General features: G+C 41.4%; 16 protein-coding genes. 8 read left to right on the top strand and 8 right to left on the bottom strand.

From position 1 onward, the window contains the following. The first annotated feature begins 739 nt into the window (after positions 1–739). A complete protein-coding gene (locus ACU0NF_RS10810) occupies positions 740–1,111 on the top strand; it encodes a DUF6198 family protein (protein WP_445661122.1) in 372 nt (123 codons plus the stop codon). Positions 1,112–1,146: 35 nt separating this feature from the next. Further along, entirely contained in the window at positions 1,147–1,452 is a 306-nt protein-coding gene (locus ACU0NF_RS10805; protein WP_445661121.1) for a hypothetical protein, read from the top strand. Between the two features lie 388 nt (positions 1,453–1,840). Here the strand turns inward: ACU0NF_RS10805 and tyrS are convergent, their stop codons facing one another. Next, entirely contained in the window at positions 1,841–3,055 is a 1,215-nt protein-coding gene (gene tyrS / locus ACU0NF_RS10800) for a tyrosine--tRNA ligase (protein WP_445661120.1), read from the bottom strand. 80 nt (positions 3,056–3,135) lie between these two features. On the opposite strand from tyrS, the gene ACU0NF_RS10795 reads away from it, so the two are divergent. Then, a complete protein-coding gene (locus tag ACU0NF_RS10795) occupies positions 3,136–4,263 on the top strand; it encodes an anhydro-N-acetylmuramic acid kinase (protein WP_131319658.1) in 1,128 nt (375 codons plus the stop codon). 72 nt (positions 4,264–4,335) lie between these two features. On the opposite strand, the gene ACU0NF_RS10790 is transcribed toward ACU0NF_RS10795, so the two are convergent. From ACU0NF_RS10790 to ACU0NF_RS10775, 4 genes are all read right to left on the bottom strand, one after another. Further along, positions 4,336–5,622 carry a lytic murein transglycosylase gene (locus ACU0NF_RS10790; protein ID WP_131382750.1) on the bottom strand — a complete coding sequence of 429 codons (1,287 nt, stop codon included), beginning with the start codon at positions 5,620–5,622 and terminating at the stop codon, positions 4,336–4,338. A 671-nt stretch (positions 5,623–6,293) separates the two neighbouring features. Then, complete coding sequence (locus ACU0NF_RS10785) at positions 6,294–7,415, bottom strand: 5-(carboxyamino)imidazole ribonucleotide synthase (RefSeq protein WP_445661119.1); 1,122 nt, start codon at positions 7,413–7,415, stop codon at positions 6,294–6,296. Between the two features lie 27 nt (positions 7,416–7,442). Continuing rightward, the gene (gene purE / locus ACU0NF_RS10780; RefSeq protein ID WP_131218111.1) at positions 7,443–7,955 is read right to left on the bottom strand and encodes a 5-(carboxyamino)imidazole ribonucleotide mutase; all 513 of its coding nucleotides are present in this window, start codon (positions 7,953–7,955) and stop codon (positions 7,443–7,445) included. A 180-nt stretch (positions 7,956–8,135) separates the two neighbouring features. Further along, complete coding sequence (locus ACU0NF_RS10775) at positions 8,136–8,474, bottom strand: DMT family protein (protein ID WP_131218125.1); 339 nt, start codon at positions 8,472–8,474, stop codon at positions 8,136–8,138. A 254-nt stretch (positions 8,475–8,728) separates the two neighbouring features. Between ACU0NF_RS10775 and mpl the strand changes: the two genes are divergently transcribed. Further along, the gene (gene mpl, locus ACU0NF_RS10770; protein WP_445661118.1) at positions 8,729–10,093 is read left to right on the top strand and encodes a UDP-N-acetylmuramate:L-alanyl-gamma-D-glutamyl-meso-diaminopimelate ligase; all 1,365 of its coding nucleotides are present in this window, start codon (positions 8,729–8,731) and stop codon (positions 10,091–10,093) included. Between the two features lie 42 nt (positions 10,094–10,135). Here the strand turns inward: mpl and ACU0NF_RS10765 are convergent, their stop codons facing one another. Beyond that, positions 10,136–10,609, bottom strand: coding sequence for a BLUF domain-containing protein (locus ACU0NF_RS10765; protein WP_445661117.1), 474 nt, complete (start codon positions 10,607–10,609; stop codon positions 10,136–10,138). Between the two features lie 215 nt (positions 10,610–10,824). Here ACU0NF_RS10765 and ACU0NF_RS10760 point away from each other — a divergent pair, with 215 nt between their 5' ends. Both ACU0NF_RS10760 and ACU0NF_RS10755 read left to right on the top strand, forming a co-directional pair. Further along, positions 10,825–11,139, top strand: coding sequence for a hypothetical protein (locus ACU0NF_RS10760; protein ID WP_284067546.1), 315 nt, complete (start codon positions 10,825–10,827; stop codon positions 11,137–11,139). Positions 11,140–11,632: 493 nt separating this feature from the next. After that, positions 11,633–12,715 carry a zinc-dependent alcohol dehydrogenase family protein gene (locus ACU0NF_RS10755; RefSeq protein ID WP_445661116.1) on the top strand — a complete coding sequence of 361 codons (1,083 nt, stop codon included), beginning with the start codon at positions 11,633–11,635 and terminating at the stop codon, positions 12,713–12,715. Positions 12,716–12,799: 84 nt separating this feature from the next. On the opposite strand, the gene ACU0NF_RS10750 is transcribed toward ACU0NF_RS10755, so the two are convergent. Further along, the gene (locus ACU0NF_RS10750) at positions 12,800–13,084 is read right to left on the bottom strand and encodes a GNAT family N-acetyltransferase (RefSeq protein WP_445661115.1); all 285 of its coding nucleotides are present in this window, start codon (positions 13,082–13,084) and stop codon (positions 12,800–12,802) included. Between the two features lie 53 nt (positions 13,085–13,137). Continuing rightward, positions 13,138–13,422 carry a GNAT family N-acetyltransferase gene (locus ACU0NF_RS10745; protein WP_131269294.1) on the bottom strand — a complete coding sequence of 95 codons (285 nt, stop codon included), beginning with the start codon at positions 13,420–13,422 and terminating at the stop codon, positions 13,138–13,140. Between the two features lie 174 nt (positions 13,423–13,596). Here ACU0NF_RS10745 and ACU0NF_RS10740 point away from each other — a divergent pair, with 174 nt between their 5' ends. Together ACU0NF_RS10740 and ACU0NF_RS10735 are read left to right on the top strand one after the other, a co-directional pair. Beyond that, positions 13,597–14,787: a sugar transporter gene (locus ACU0NF_RS10740; protein WP_131269293.1), complete on the top strand. Its 1,191-nt coding sequence runs from the start codon at positions 13,597–13,599 to the stop codon at positions 14,785–14,787. 310 nt (positions 14,788–15,097) lie between these two features. Further along, on the top strand, positions 15,098–16,054 hold the full coding sequence (locus ACU0NF_RS10735) for a TerC family protein (protein WP_131269292.1): 957 nt from the start codon (positions 15,098–15,100) through the stop codon (positions 16,052–16,054). The last annotated feature ends 202 nt before the right edge of the window (positions 16,055–16,256 follow it).

Raw genomic sequence — 16,256 nt, 5'->3', positions numbered from 1 at the left:
TGAGCCATGATCAAACTCTTCAGTTAATAATCATTAGTAGCTTATGGCTACAAATCTTGGCTCATCAATTTTCTGACAAATATTTCTCAAATAAACTTCGAGTCATTTCTACCATCAATCAATGAAAATAATTTCGATCGATCAACCAGTAAAAATCCACACAAGTTGTTCTTCATAATCTCTTAATGATCTACCTTGCTCTTCGTCAGAGACAAGTTTCAACGCAATAAACGAAACAACTTAACCAAATCAGCTAAGTTCGTTTGCTGTATCGCGTCGGGATGCTGCGTATTCTATACAGTTTCTCAAGGCGCGCAACCCCTAAATAGAGATATTTATCACGCATGTCTGTTTTTTCTACAAAATCAGTAAAAAATCATGTTTTTTAGTCATTTTTTATACTTTTCTGATGAAAAAATTGGTTTTTTTCTATTTTCCTGGAATTTTATGTTTTTAATTACCAGCATAATTGATCAATCAATTTCTTCTTTCTGTATCTCTATTTTTAAAATTTCTAATCAAGCGATAAACGCTACTCAGTCAAATCAAACCTACACAGCCTCTACCCGAATAACCTTCATCTATAACCCCAAATAGGTAAAACCAAATATTTGCTATAAATGATTTCATCATCATGAATAACGACTCTTGCTTCAAAAAAGTGATTTTTAGATCCGTTAGGTGAATAGTAACCATCAAGAAGTTGGTTACACTTGGTTTTATTTTCCTGTGTGAAATGATGCCAACTCAATTTCCATTGCGACTCTTATTCTTATTGAGTGGACTGGCCTTATTAGCCTTTGGCGTGGTGCTGGCCATTCGCTCAAATTTGGGCACCTCCCCAATTTCATCTGTTCCCTATGTTTATAGCTTTATTGTTCCACTTTCTGTAGGAACGCTGACCATCATGATGCATATATTGATGATTGTGTTGCAGATGATTATTCTGGGTTCTCAATTTCAGTGGCATCAATGGTTACAACTCCCGGTTGGCGTAATATTTGGTTTTCTGATTGATGTCATTCTTGGCTTAACGCTTTCCTGGTCATTTGAGCATTACGCCATTCAATTACTGTTGTGCTTATTGAGCTGCCTGGAGTATATCTGGTAGTAAAAGCCAATTTAGTCTTCCTGGCTGGGGAAGGCTTGTATCAAGCAGTGGTGCTTCGTTTTAATTTCAATTTCGGCTCATGCAAAACTTATGGCGATATCATTCTAGTTTTCATTGCTGGGGTCAGCGCTTATTTATGCCTGCATACGATTATTGGTGTGCGAGAAGGAACCATCATGACTGCCTTATGTGTCGGCAGCTTAGTCAAAATGATTTTACCCAAACTCAATTTTATTGACTTTAATGCTGTAAAACTCATAACTTCTAAAAAACAACCAAGCTCAGCAAAACCTGCTCAAATGGAGATTTTTACTACTATATTATTGAAAAATAATATTTAAATTAAAATTGACTAAATTTTAGATAGAAAAAAAGAAAGAGATCTCTCCCAAAACCTCTTCCTTGGAGTTAGATCATATTCAGATCCATAATGTCATTATTATAGTTATCTTTAAAAATTTAAAAAAAGTCTCTTGGGGAAGAGACTTAAAACTGTGGAGCTTTTTGTTACACACTTACCCTCTAGATATGTTTTCTACACAATGTCTAGAGGGATAAATCCTATACATAAGCAAAACAGAATGCAACCGATTTGGAAAAATTTAAATGTTGTTTTTATAGGGTTTTTTTGAATTTGCTTATTCAAAATATGAATATACGATATAAAAAATAAAAGCAGGCCAAAGCCTGCTTTTATTTCAATAACTTAAATAAAAATTTAAGAAATCATTAGTCTATAAAGGTCACTTTAGCAATTGCCTTCTTACCTGCTTGAATGATGAAGGTCTTGTTCTCATTCACAGAGAAACCTGCATCAACCACTTGCCAATCCACTTTTACAGCACCGCGTGCCACGGCATCTTTGGCTTGAGCCGCATTTTTGGTTAAACCGGCAGTACGTAAAATAGAAGCAATAAACATTTCACCGCCAAATTCAGCACGCGAAATAGTCACTTCTGGGGTGCCTTCAGGCAATTCACCTTCGGTAATAATATTACCCGCACCTTTGTGTGCATTCTCAGCTGCTTCCGCACCGTGGAAACGCTCTACCAACTCAAGTGCAAGGATCTTTTTAATCTCTTGAGGATTACGACCTTCTTGCATTTCCTTTAATAACACTGCAATTTCATCCAGTGATTTAAAGCTCAGCAGATCAAAATAACGCTCGATCAAAGCGTCTGGCATTGAAAGTACTTTTTGGTACATCGCACCTGGTGCATCAAATACACCAATATAGTTACCCAAAGATTTAGACATTTTATTCACGCCATCTAAACCTTCAAGAATAGGCACTGTAATGCACACCTGAGCTTCCTGATCATAACGACCTTGTAGCGTACGACCCATCAACAAGTTAAAGGTCTGGTCTGTACCACCCAGCTCTACATCTGCTTCCAGAGCAATCGAGTCATAACCCTGTACCAATGGATACAAGAATTCATGAATCGCAATCGGCTGATGGTTGTTATAACGCTTGGTGAAGTCATCACGCTCAAGCATGCGCGCCACAGTTTGCTGAGACGCCAGCTGAATCAGATCGGCTGCAGTTTTTTCTGCAAACCATTCCGAGTTGAAACGAACTTTGGTTTTATTCGGATCAAGGATTTTAAATACTTGTTCTTGATAAGTTTTTGCATTTTCCAACACTTGCTCACGCGACAATGGCGGACGTGTTGCACTTTTACCTGTTGGGTCGCCAATCATGGCCGTGTAGTCACCAATCAGGAAAGTCACTTCATGACCCAAATCCTGGAAAACTTTTAACTTGTTAATCAGTACGGTATGACCTAAATGCAAGTCAGGTGCTGTTGGGTCAAAGCCCGCTTTAATTTTTAGGGGACGATTTTCTTTGAGTTTCTTGAGCAGATCCTCTTCAGAAATAATCTCATGAGTGCCTCGTTGGATCAGGGCAAGTTGTTCTTCAGCCGGCAGGAAATTTGACATCACAAAACCCAATACATCAGTTATACAATTTGTGCGATATACTAACACTTTTTCAGCATAATGCAGGCTTAACTATCATCATGACAGCGATCTATATTGGGGTAATGACCGGCACCAGCATGGATGGCGTTGACATCGTTGCTGCTTCATTTGATCCATTGCAGCTTCATGCCACCCTCACCTTGCCCTTTGATTTGGACTTACGTGACGAACTCATGGCGCTGACTTTACCCGGTGACAATGAAATTGATCGCATGGGCAAAGCAGATGTTGCTTTAGCACAAATGATTGGTGGTGGCATTAATCAGCTGATTGAAAAAAACCAACTAGATCGCAGCCAGATTAAAGCCATTGGTTCACATGGACAAACCATTCGCCACCGTCCTGAACATGGTTTTACCCTGCAAATTGGTGATCCCAACATCATTACTGAAATGACCCAGATTCCCGTGATTTCAGATTTTCGACGTCGTGATATGGCCGCTGGTGGTCAAGGCGCACCTTTGGTTCCTGCATTTCATCAAGCCCTGTTCCAGCATCCCAGCATTCATCGGGTGATTTTAAATTTGGGCGGCATTGCCAATGTCAGCATGCTGCCTGCCGGCAATCCGGACGCTGTATATGGTTTCGATACTGGACCTGCCAATATTTTGATGGATGCCTGGTGTCATCGTTATACCGGTCAGCCTTATGATGAAAACGGCAACTGGGCAGCTTATGGCCAGCCGATTCGCAGCCTGCTCGACCGCCTGCAAGGTCATGAATTTTTTTCCAAAGAACCCCCAAAAAGTACCGGCCGTGAAGATTTCAACCTGGAATGGTTAGATGAACAAATTGCCGACTGGCATAATGATCTGGAATATGATGAGCTGGAAGATACTCCTGAAAATGTTCAGGCGACCTTATTGAAACTCACCACACGGGCAATTAAAAAAGCTATTTACCGTTCCGATATGGATACTGGTGAAGTTTATGTCTGTGGCGGCGGGGCCTACAACTCACATTTACTCGAGCAATTGCGCTGGCGTTTACGCAAACACAATTGGTCAGTACAAACTACCTCTGCAATTGGTTTGGCACCAACTTGGGTGGAAGCGACTGCTTTTGCTTGGCTTGCAATGCGCTTTGTGAATCAGCAAAGTGGCAACCTGCCTACCGTTACAGGTGCTGCAGGCTATCGTGTTTTAGGTACGATTACTGCTGTATAAGCATAAATTATAAAAACACTTCACAATAAAAAGGTCTGCATTAAGCAGACCTTTTTTGTGGCTAAAACATGATTATTTCATCATTTTCTGGGCATTTTCATTTCGAAAGGCACGTAAAATTTGTTGGCCTGCGCGACCTGTTGGGTTTAAGCCCAAACGATTTTGTTCTTGACGAATGGCTTGACGGGTCTTATCGCCAATCAAGCCATCGACCGCACCAATGTCATAGCCTTTATTGAGTAAAAATTGCTGAATTTCACGACGTTCTGCGCGTGATGTTCCGGCATCATCAGTTGGCCAGGCTTTACTAAATCCACCCTGACCCTGCAAACGGTCGGACAAATGTGCAATCGCCAAAGCATAACTTTCCGCAGCGTTATAACTATATATAGCATCGAAATTTTTAAAGACTAGAAATACTGGGCCATTTGCACCTGCCGGTGCCATTAGTCCAGCCGAACTGCTCTCAGATAGATTCCCTTGTATTAAGGGACTGCCATCGGCACGAACCACACCACGACTCACCCAACTGCTTAATGAATTTTTATTACGACGTCCTTCTCCATTGAGGGACATACTTTCAGGAATACGAACTTCAAAGCCCCACGGCATGCCGGTTTGCCAGCCGCGTTTTTTCAAGAAATTAGCCGTTGAAGCCAAAGCATCTGTGGTACTTGAAACCAGATCACGACGACCATCGCCATCAAAATCAACCGCCAGCTCTTCATAAGTAGACGGCATAAACTGGGTATGACCAAATGCCCCAGCCCACGAGCCTTTCATTTGCTGCTCGGTTAAATCACCACGTTGTAAAATTCGCATCGTAGTAAAAAATTCACCACGGAAATAACTTTGACGACGACCTTCACAACTTAAAGTACCTAAAGCCTGCAATAAAGGATAACTTCCGGCAATATCACCAAAATTACTTTCCACACCCCAAACTGCCACTACGGTTTCAGCCGGAACGCCATAAGCGGCCGCAACGCGATTAAGTACATCACGGTGCTGGGCTAATTTTTGACGTCCCAGTTGCACACGCTCTTCATCCACCAGCCCGGATAAATAATCCCAAATCGGGGTCGAAAATTCAGGCTGATAATTCAATTTTTCAATCACGGAATAATCCGGCGTTAAATTTTGCGTATAACGATCATAGGTAGAGCCGCTCACGCCAGAACTGATGGCTTGGCTACGTAAATTGGCAATACATTGCTGAAAATTATTTTGGGCGCTAAAAACTGGTGCGGATGATGGCGTTGAAGTGGTCGTAACAGGTTGACCATTAATAATCAGCTCAGCATTGGCTTGAGTCATTGCAAGAAAAACTGAACCTAAAACGAAAGCTAAGCGACGCATAGTATCCCTGATGGCATTTGAATTTAAATTATGTTTTTACCATACCATCATCGATCGCTAATTTCTGAATCAAATCGTAAATTTAAATTCATTTTTCCTTCATTTTAAATTCATATTCTGTTTTTAAATTTAAAAACTTATCCACAACCCGTGTTTTTAGAACTTTTTAAATTCAAAAACACTCAAAATATGAATTTAAATGGATTATTTTAAATTTAAAACACGGTTTTTAAATTCAAATATGTTGTGGATAAGTTAATTTCTTATGTTCCAAGTACTTAAATAGGTAAAAACTTAAATTCAAAAGTCTGTTTTTAAATTCATATCGCCAGATGCAACTTTGAATTCATATTTTTAAATTCAAATACACGGGTTTGAATTTAAATTCATATTTTTAAATTTAAATGTATTGTTTTGAATTTATTTTTTGTCTTTTGAATTTAAAAATTTCTGCATCGTTTTACAGCAGTAACATTCAAATACAAGACAATTCTATTTGTTTGTTTTTTATGCAGTCTATTTATAAAGGATTGTATAAATTACATACAGTTATTTTTATTCTGTTCCGATAAATGGTGCTTAAACTCGAAAGAGGCGCAATCATGCCCGAACTTCAGGCATAAAAAAAGCGGTCATTGGCATGACCGCTTTTTTATCATTCAATCGAAGGATTAAATGCTCATATCTTGAGTCAATGCCAAGGGTTCTGGCAAGATTTTCGCCAATTGACGGCATAAAGAGGTTAATTCAGCGCTGTCGTTTGGCATCAGCGTGATATGACCAATTTTACGGCCTGTACGCTCAGTTTTGTTATATAGGTGCAAATGAGCGCCATTTAAAGCCAAGACATCTTCAGATTTAGGATGCTTACCAATAATGTTAACCATCACGGTGGGACGAACCACTTCAGTTGAACCCAGCGGTAAACCCGCAACCGCACGAATGTGGTTTTCAAACTGCGAGCAGACAGCGCCTTCAATTGACCAGTGACCTGAATTATGCACGCGTGGTGCCATCTCATTGGCATACAAGCCTTTGTCGGTCACAAACAATTCAAGCGTCAACACACCGACATAATTCAAGTGATTCAGCAGGCGAGTGATGTAGTCTTGCGCCACCGGCTGTAAATCTGCACTGTTCGGCGCCGGAACAATCGAATGTGACAGGATTCCATTGTGATGGTGGTTTTCAGCCAATGGCCAGGTTTTCACGTCACCATTTTGACCACGTACCGCAATAATCGACACTTCACGCGAAAACGTCACAAAGCTTTCGGCAATGAGTTCACCCGCAGGACCCAATTCTGCCCATGCTTGATCAATTTGATCTGCTGAACGAAGCACAAACTGACCTTTACCGTCGTAACCACCACGTGAGGTTTTCAATACGATTGGTAAACCCAGGTCTGCAACCGCAGCTTTTAAGCTGTCTAGAGAATTGACCGCCTTATACGGCGCAACAGGAATCTCAAGTTGATCAAAGAGTGCTTTTTCAGACAAACGATGCTGTGCAATCGCGAGTGCTTGACGCGGGGGATGCAAATCTTTGTGCTTGGTTAACACATCAACATCTGCCAGCGGTGTATTTTCAAACTCCAGGCTGAAAACATCTGCGCTTTCGATGAACTGTTGCAAGCCATTTTCAGCTTTGGTCGAAATCACCTGACCCATCGCTGCGGAAGGGCAATCTGTATTGGCTTCAAAGAAGGTGCATTGAATATTCAGCGGTAGGGCAGCTTGCGCCATCATACGGCCGAGTTGACCACCACCAAAAATACCGATGGTTTTATCCATAACGTGTGTCCCGTTTTAAGCTTGGCTTTAGATTTGACCCGGAATATTTTTGCTCGCCACTTTTTCAGTTTGCGCAGCACGGAATTGGGCAACATTTTTTGCAATTTCAGGGCGTGTTAAACCTAAAATTTGTGCTGCCATAATCGCGGCATTGGTTGCACCGGCAGGACCAATCGCCAATGTACCCACTGCGATCCCAGCCGGCATTTGCACGATTGAAAGCAATGAATCTACACCATTCAGGATTGAAGATTTGACTGGAACGCCTAATACCGGCAGATCAGTTTTTGCTGCACACATCCCCGGTAAATGCGCTGCGCCACCGGCACCGGCAATAATCACCTGAATACCGCGCTCACGTGCTGTTTCGGCATATTCGAATAAACGGTCTGGCGTACGATGCGCAGAAACAACTTCCGCTTCAAATGGGACGCCAAGTTGTTTAAGCATATTGGCAGTGTTTTCGAGAGTTGCCCAATCAGATTGAGAACCCATGATAATTCCAACGAGAGGTTGAGTGTCTGCAGCAGCCGCATTCATTGCAAATATTCCATAAACGAATGTAAGGAAGGATAAATCTCGACAAGTGCCAAGCTTTAAATGAATTACAAGCCCGATATTATAGACTGATTTTTCATCTCGCCAAAATTTAACAGCCCAAGCAGGCTGATATTTTCGGTATTTTTTATAGAAATAGATAAAAATAGGGCAGTGCCCAGTTTATTGACTACGAAAGACAAAATACACACAACCTAAAAGACATAATCCTGCCCATAAATAATCCAGTTTAAAGGGCTGCTTAAACATAAAAATCATAAAAGGCACAAACACCAGTAAAGTCATGACTTCCTGGGTGATTTTCATTTGTCCCACCGCCCAGCCTTGTTGTGCAAGCAATCGGGTGGCAGGAATCATAAAACTGTATTCGAGCAAGGCAATTACCCAACCAAATAAAATCGCTTGCCAAAGCGGTGCACCATGTAAAAACTTCAAATGACCATACCAGGCCAAGGTCATAAAACAGTTAGAAATAACTAAAAGCAGCAGCGGAAAGAACATAGTCAATTTATCTGGAATAATCGTCAATATTTTACGTTTTTTCAATCAAAAAGCATGTCATTTCATCCATGATTTTTCCAGCAAAGCCGCTAGCTAAAACAGCAAAATAAAACCCATGATGCAATCCTATGAATAGATACAAGAAAGACTATCTTTTCCAGAAAACCCTTGATATCGTTGCTTTCAAATTGAATCAATAATGACACCACCCACCAATAACGTGATGTGTCAAAAAAGCAGTGGAGTTAAAACGAATGCATCTGCATATTTTGGGTATCTGTGGCACCTTTATGGGTTCGCTGGCGTTATTAGCACGTGATTTAGGACATAAGGTGACAGGTTCAGATGCGAACGTCTATCCACCCATGTCGACCCAACTGGAAAATGCAGGCATTACCTTAATGCAAGGCTATGACCGTAGCCATTTGCAGCCACATCCAGATTTGGTGATTGTCGGCAATGCCATGAAACGTGGCATTGATGCGGTGGAGTATATGCTGAATGAAGGTTTAGCCTATATTTCAGGTCCACAATTTTTGGCAGATCACGTACTCCAAGGTAAGCATGTTTTAGGTGTTGCGGGTACACATGGTAAAACCACAACCACGACCATGCTCGCTTGGGTGCTTGATCAGGCCGGTTTAGAGCCAGGTTTCCTGATTGGTGGCGTACCGCTTGGTTTTAGTGAAAGTGCACGTTTAGGTGGCGGCAAATACTTCTGTGTAGAAGCGGATGAATATGATTCTGCCTTCTTCGACAAGCGTTCCAAGTTTGTGCATTACCATCCTAAAACCGCGATTTTAAACAATCTCGAATTTGATCATGCCGATATCTTTGATGATCTGGCTGCGATTCAAAAACAGTTCCATCATCTGGTGCGTACCATTCCAAGTGAAGGCCGCATTATTGCCCCAATTACTGAAACTAATATTGATGAAGTTTTGGACATGGGCTGTTGGACACCTGTGGTTCGCACGTCATTGGATGCCAATGCAAAAGCATCACTTTCTGCGGAACAGCTTTCTGCAGATGGCTCACACTTTAAAGTGTTAGAAAATGGCGTGGTTAAAGGTACCGTTAAATGGAACATGACCGGTCAGCATTCTGTGGCCAATGCTTTGGCGACCATTGCAGCGGCTGAACATGTGGGCGTATCCATTGAAACAGCTTGTGAAGCACTTTCAAACTTTGGCGGTGTAAAACGCCGTATGGAATTGCTGGATACCGTGAAAGGAATTGAAGTTTATGATGACTTCGCCCATCACCCGACCGCAATTGAAACCACGCTTGACGGCGCACGTAAACGCTTAGGCGAACGTAAACTGTGGGCAATTATTGAGCCGCGTTCAAACACCATGCGTATGGGTAGTCATAAAGATGGCTTGGCCCATTCTGCACGTTTGGCCGATGAAGTAATTTGGTATCAACCTGAAGGTCTGGACTGGGATTTACAACCCGTGATTGACGCTGCACCCAACAAAGCCATTGTAGCGCGTTCACTGGATGACATTATCCAGACTGTTGCTCAAGAGGCAGGCAAGGGTGATGCTGTGGTGATTATGTCGAATGGCGGTTTTGGTGGATTACATCAGAAGTTGATTAGCGCTTTAAAAGCTTAAAATTGTTTCTAAAAAAGCCCACGTCATGTGGGCTTTTTTTATTTAAAAATAATTTTGATAGCCGCGGTTTTTTATGCCCACCTTGGCTTTTGGACTCTGTTCGGTCTCTTCCATTTTGAGCAATAAATCCAGAAACTGGTTCATTTGCTCAGCATTCAATTGATGTGGCTGAAATTTTTCCAGACCCATTTTCTTAAAAAGGCTGGTGATTTTTCCATGCTGATTGACATATTTCATCGACCATTTTTTAAAATGAATCTGCTCAACCGCATGGTCAGGAAAACGCTGAATCTGATGATGGCGAGGGTCCTGACTGATCTGTGAAAATAAAGCCTCTAACTGATCTTTTTCACCCTCAAGGCACTGAAAATAAATCCCTTCAGCATAATACAGCACACCATAAATATCATGCGCCTGATTAAAAGATCGCGCTGTTGCCAAAATATCGCTTAAATCCTGTAATAGGTCATTTTCAGCTTCGATCCGGCTACTGACATAACACAATTGAATAAACATAAAATTCCTATTTTGGCCATGTAACTTTGAAATAGAGGGTTTTATTACTGAGTAAGTAGGATGAGCTCACCATTAGATCTGGTTATTTTTTAAGCAAATGTCATTTATTTCGTACAAATAGCATAGCTTAAAACACCTTATTTTTTACTGTTTGGTGAATTAAAATTGATTTAGCCAAATTAAAACAATTAATTACCTAAAATCAGGGGAAAAGCATGTTAAAAAAACTTTTCATCACGATGGGATTAGTTTGTAGCTATTTAAGCTTAATCATCGTCTTGCATCGTAATGGGATTGAAGAGCTGCTGAACATTGCGATTTGTTCAGGCCTGCTTGGTATTGCGCTTAAAATTTGGGTTCAAAATACCTTATATCTGGCATGTAGTTTGGGTGTCTTGGCCTTATGCTTTTTATGGGTAAACGAATATGCCATGCTGGAAATGATGCTGATGACGTCATTGCTGGGTGTTGCTTTAACTCACCTGATCCAGTCCCAGAACCTGCACTTTAATAAAACCCAATCCTTATAATTGCTCTGAGGATTGGCGAAGGTTTTAATCAAATCACAGACCATTTTAAACGATGCAGATGGGCAATCATCATCTGCAAAGTTCGTTTTCTTTTAAAATACTCTACCTAAGAATAACCAAGACCAGAAAATAATTTTTATTATTTTTATCAGTCTATCCCTCATAAATAATCTGATCATAAATAAGCTGAAATAAAAGTAGGTATTGATATTTTTTGTCTTGAACCCCTTCAGTTGTCATTAAACCCGGTCATTGTGTAAGCAAAACTGTCCACGTAATGACTTCATCACTTAGTGTTGATAGCTTAGATAGATAAGCTCTGTGTATTTATGCTCAATGCTTCAATGTCCTATCAATACAGCAGAGTCTCTGATCAACTGTTTTCCTCTCATCATGGTTTATTTTCCTATATTTAAATGTTTTTGCTTAAATTTTTTAAAGAGGAAATTGACTCCACAGCATGCAAGAGAGGGAATAGAAAAGGAATACGCTGATGACAACAATGAAAGCCATGGTCTACTACGGCGAAAATGATATCCGTTTTGAAGACCGTCCCATTCCCCAGATTATTGATCCCACCGATGCAGTTATCCGAGTCACCAAAACCACCATTTGCGGTACAGATTTAGGTATCTGGAAAGGTAAAAATCCCGAAATTCAGGACGAGGCCACCAAGAACACCGGTAAATTTGATGGCCGTATTTTAGGTCATGAAGGTATTGGGATTGTTGAAGAAGTCGGTTCGGGCGTCAAGAACGTTAAAAAAGGCGATCGGGTGATTATTTCCTGTGTCAGCCGCTGTGGGACCTGTGAAAACTGTCAGAAACAACTCTATGCGCACTGCCGTAACGGAGGGGGCTGGATTATGGGTTACATGATTGATGGTACCCACGCAGAATATGTACGCACGCCTTTTGCCGATACCTCGCTTTATCCATTACCCGAAGGTTTAAATGAAGATGTCGCAGTATTTTTATCCGATGTCTTACCGACTTCGCATGAAATTGGCGTGCGCTATGGCGATGTCAAACCGGGGGATAGTATTGCAATTGTGGGAACAGGACCAATCGGGATGGGCTGCTTACTGACTTCACAATTCTATTCACCTGCGCAAATTATTGCGGTGGATATGGATGATAACCGCCTCGCACTTGCCAAAGAACTAGGTGCAACGCATACCATTAATTCCGGCAAGGAAGATGCAATCGCACGTATTCTAGAGATTACCGATGGGCGCGGGGTCGATTGTGCGATAGAAGCGGTGGGTGCAGAGCCGACATGGAATATTTGCCAGAACGTGGTCAAAGAAGGTGGTCATATCGCCAATGTCGGTGTGCATGGCAAGCCGGTTAATTTTGAACTGCAAAAGCTCTGGATTAAGAACCTGACCATCACCACCGGTCTGGTCAATACCAATACCACAGGCATGTTGCTGAAAACCTGCTGTTCCGGAAAACTGCCTCTGGAACGCTTGGCCAGCCATCACTTTAAATTTTCGGAATTTGAGAAAGCCTATGATGTGTTTAAACATGCTGCAGACGAGAATGCCATGAAGGTGATTATTGATCTGGCTTAATGGGCTAAAAAAGAAAAAGCCCTAAATGATAAAAGCCCAAGTCTTTGGGCTTTTTAAATCACAGCCCATTAAATCACGAAAAATTTAAGCCACAACATCTGCAAAACTTTTATCGCGTCTAAACATGACATCGACATAAGAACAGGTCGGGACAATTTTCAATTGTTTTTGACGTGCAAATTCCACTAAAACATCCAGTAACTGGCGCGCGACTCCATGTCCGCGCAAAGCATCATCGACCCAGGTATGATTGGCGATAATTTTATGCTCACCTGTCCAGACATAACTGATTTCTGCAATACGTTTGCCTGAATCATTCAAAGTAAAAAACTCGCCTTTTTGGCCGTTATCATCATGTTGAAACTGCATCGCTATCCCTCACTTTTTTGATTTGACTAAAATCAGAATACTTTAAAAATAACTTATTTCAACACATCGTGAATAGATGAATCTTTATCAAAAACCGATTTAGCAAAAGGGCAGAGCGGAATGATTTTGAGATTTTTTTCTCGCGCCATGGCAACAGCATGCTCAACTAATTTATTGCCTATACCTTGTCCACGCAGCGTGTCATCCACATCGGTATGCTCAATAATAAATACCTTTTCACCTGCCCAGGTATATGCCATTTCAGCTAAATGCTGTCCATTGTCACCAATATAAAATTCACCTTTTTTACCATCATCTTTGTGCTTAATTTCTAACATTTCTTATTCTCTCATTTAGGCGAATATGAATAAACATGCCATAAATCCCAGCCCAATATTGTTAAGTTTTTTGTTGGGTCTATATCAGCTTCACACTTTTCAGACCCAGGATTAAACTTAACAAGCTTAACTTTTAAGCCTAAACTTCAACGCTACTTTTCAAATCGTCTGACTATGTCATCCTTATCTGCTGAAATTCCACCCAATCCCACGCGGCAATGGGTCTCTGTGATTACTTTAGCCTTCGCGGCGTTTATTTTTAATACCACCGAATTTATTCCTGTAGCACTGCTGAGTGACATTGGCGCCAGTTTCAATATGGCCGCCACTGATGTCGGCATCATGATTACCCTGTATGCGTGGGTGGTTGCGCCAATATCATTACCGATGATGCTGATGACGCGTAATGTCGAACGGCGTTTTTTATTGATTGCCTTATTTGTCGTATTTATTCTCAGTCATGGCTTATCTTATTTCGCATGGAACTTTAATGTGCTTTTAGCCAGCCGGATCGGGATTGCATTTTCCCATGCGCTGTTTTGGTCTATTACCGCCTCTTTAGCAGTGCGTGTAGCACCTAAAGGTAAAGAATTTCAGGCGCTGGGTTTACTGGCGACTGGCACAGCTTTAGCGATGGTATTGGGGATTCCATTCGGCCGCATGATTGGTGAAGCCTATGGCTGGCGTAATACTTTTGCTTTAATTGCTATTGGTGCTGCACTCGTCTGTCTGACACTGGCAAAAACCTTGCCTAGACTGCCCAGTGTCAATTCGGGTTCGCTTAAAAGTATTGGCATGCTGTTTAAACGCCCGAGCCTGGTGATCGTGTTTGCCTTAACCGTTATCATCATTACGGCACAATTTACCGCTTATAGTTATATCGAACCCTTTGCCCTGAATATTGCCCATTTTAGTTCTAGCCAAACTACGACCTTGTTGCTTATTTACGGCGGCGCCGGTTTTATTGGCTCCTATCTGTTTGGTAAGTTTGGCAATCAATATCCCAAAATTGCGATTCCTTTAAGCAGCGCTTTATTGGCAATGTCCATGTTGCTACTCCTGCCACTGGCTCAGGGTTTTAACAGTCTGAGTGTGCTGAGCTTGTTTTGGGGCATGAGCATTATTTGCTTCAGTCTGGCGCTGCAAGCCAAAACCCTCAACCTTGCATCGGATGCCACCGATGTCGCCATGGCAATTTATTCAGGTCTTTATAATGTCGGGATTGGTGGCGGGGCATTATTGGGCGGAATGGTCACGGCAAGTTATGGCTTAAGTCAGATTGGCCTAGTAGGGGGCTTGATTGCTGTCTTGGGTACAGTATTGGCATGCATTTTAGTGCAACGTAAAGATTTTATTAAAGTGTAAATCACTCGATAAAATTTGCACAATTCACATAAATATGCGATTCTTCAGCCACATTTGGATTAGATCCAAAACGAAATTGAGTTGAACAAGGGGAGTAGCCTCCTCCAAGCGTCCCTAGAAGCAATTCTAGCCGACGTGTCAGAATATCGTCATTACACTTTGCAAAAAGTCGGTATCTGAGCATCTGAAATTACAAAATATTGATATTCAGATGTAGGCAAGACCTTGATCATGTTGACACAGATGTTTAAATCATCTGGCAACAGGTCAAGGTTTTTTTATGACCAGTTGTCGGGTGTGGAGATTTTTTATGGAATCCATCGGCAACCCTGGGTTGTATCTGGCATTTTTTGCGATAGTGGCAGTCATGCTCATCATCGACTTTATTGGCTTCAAACACAAAGAAGACCAGCCCGTTAAAATTAGGTCAGCAGCCTATTGGAGCATTGCCTGGGTCAGTGTTTCTATGCTGTTCGCTGGCGGTTTATGGCTTTATTTACAGCAAACGGCAGGTATTGCCTTAGCCAATCAAAAAACCATGGAATACTTTGCGGGTTATCTGTTAGAAAAATCTCTCGCGATTGATAACGTATTTGTCTGGCTGATGATTTTTGCAGCCTTTGCCATTCCTCCGGCCTTGCAGCGTAAAATTTTGCTCTATGGGGTACTGGGCGCTATTGTATTACGTACCATTTTTATTTTTATCGGTGCATGGTTTGTTCAGGAATTCTCCTGGATTCTGTATATTTTTGGTGCCTTCCTGGTCTATACCGGCTTTAAGTTTCTTAAAGGTCATGAAGAAAATCCGAATATTGAAGATATGGCCTTACTCAAATGGTTACGCAAACATATCCGTATTACCTCGCATCTGGATGGGCATAACTTCTTCGTGCGTCAAAATGGTGTGCTCTGGGCCACGCCATTATTTCTGGTTTTGATTTTAGTTGAAGCTTCCGATGTGATTTTCGCAGTGGATTCCATTCCGGCTATTTTTGCAGTTACCACTGATCCCTTCATTGTCTTGACCGCCAACCTGATGGCAATTTTAGGTTTACGTGCCATGTTCTTCCTCATGGCAGGTGCAGCCTCTAAAATGCATTATCTGCCTTATGGCTTAGGCATTATCTTGCTATTTATCGGTTTTAAAATGTTGATGCTCGATGTCTTCCATATGCCAATCTGGATCTCACTCGGCTTTATTGTGATTGTACTGGCCATTACCGCCTGGTTATCGATTCGCTATAACAAGCAGCAACAGCAACTGTAATTTTTAAGTAAAATGATCCAGCCTTCCATCGTATAAATGGAAGGCTTTTTTATGCCGGATATTTTATTTAGGGCTGCTTTTTTAAACGCTCAATATCCTGCTTAATTTATAGAATAGGGCAGGCATTAAAACGGATACGATAGGGTTTAAGCTAAAAATTTCAGGTACAATCAACCGAAAAAATGAGAAATTAAAAGGTTAT

Source organism: Acinetobacter sp. F16, from assembly GCF_052712855.1.
This window is presented reverse-complemented; position numbering and strand designations above follow the sequence as displayed.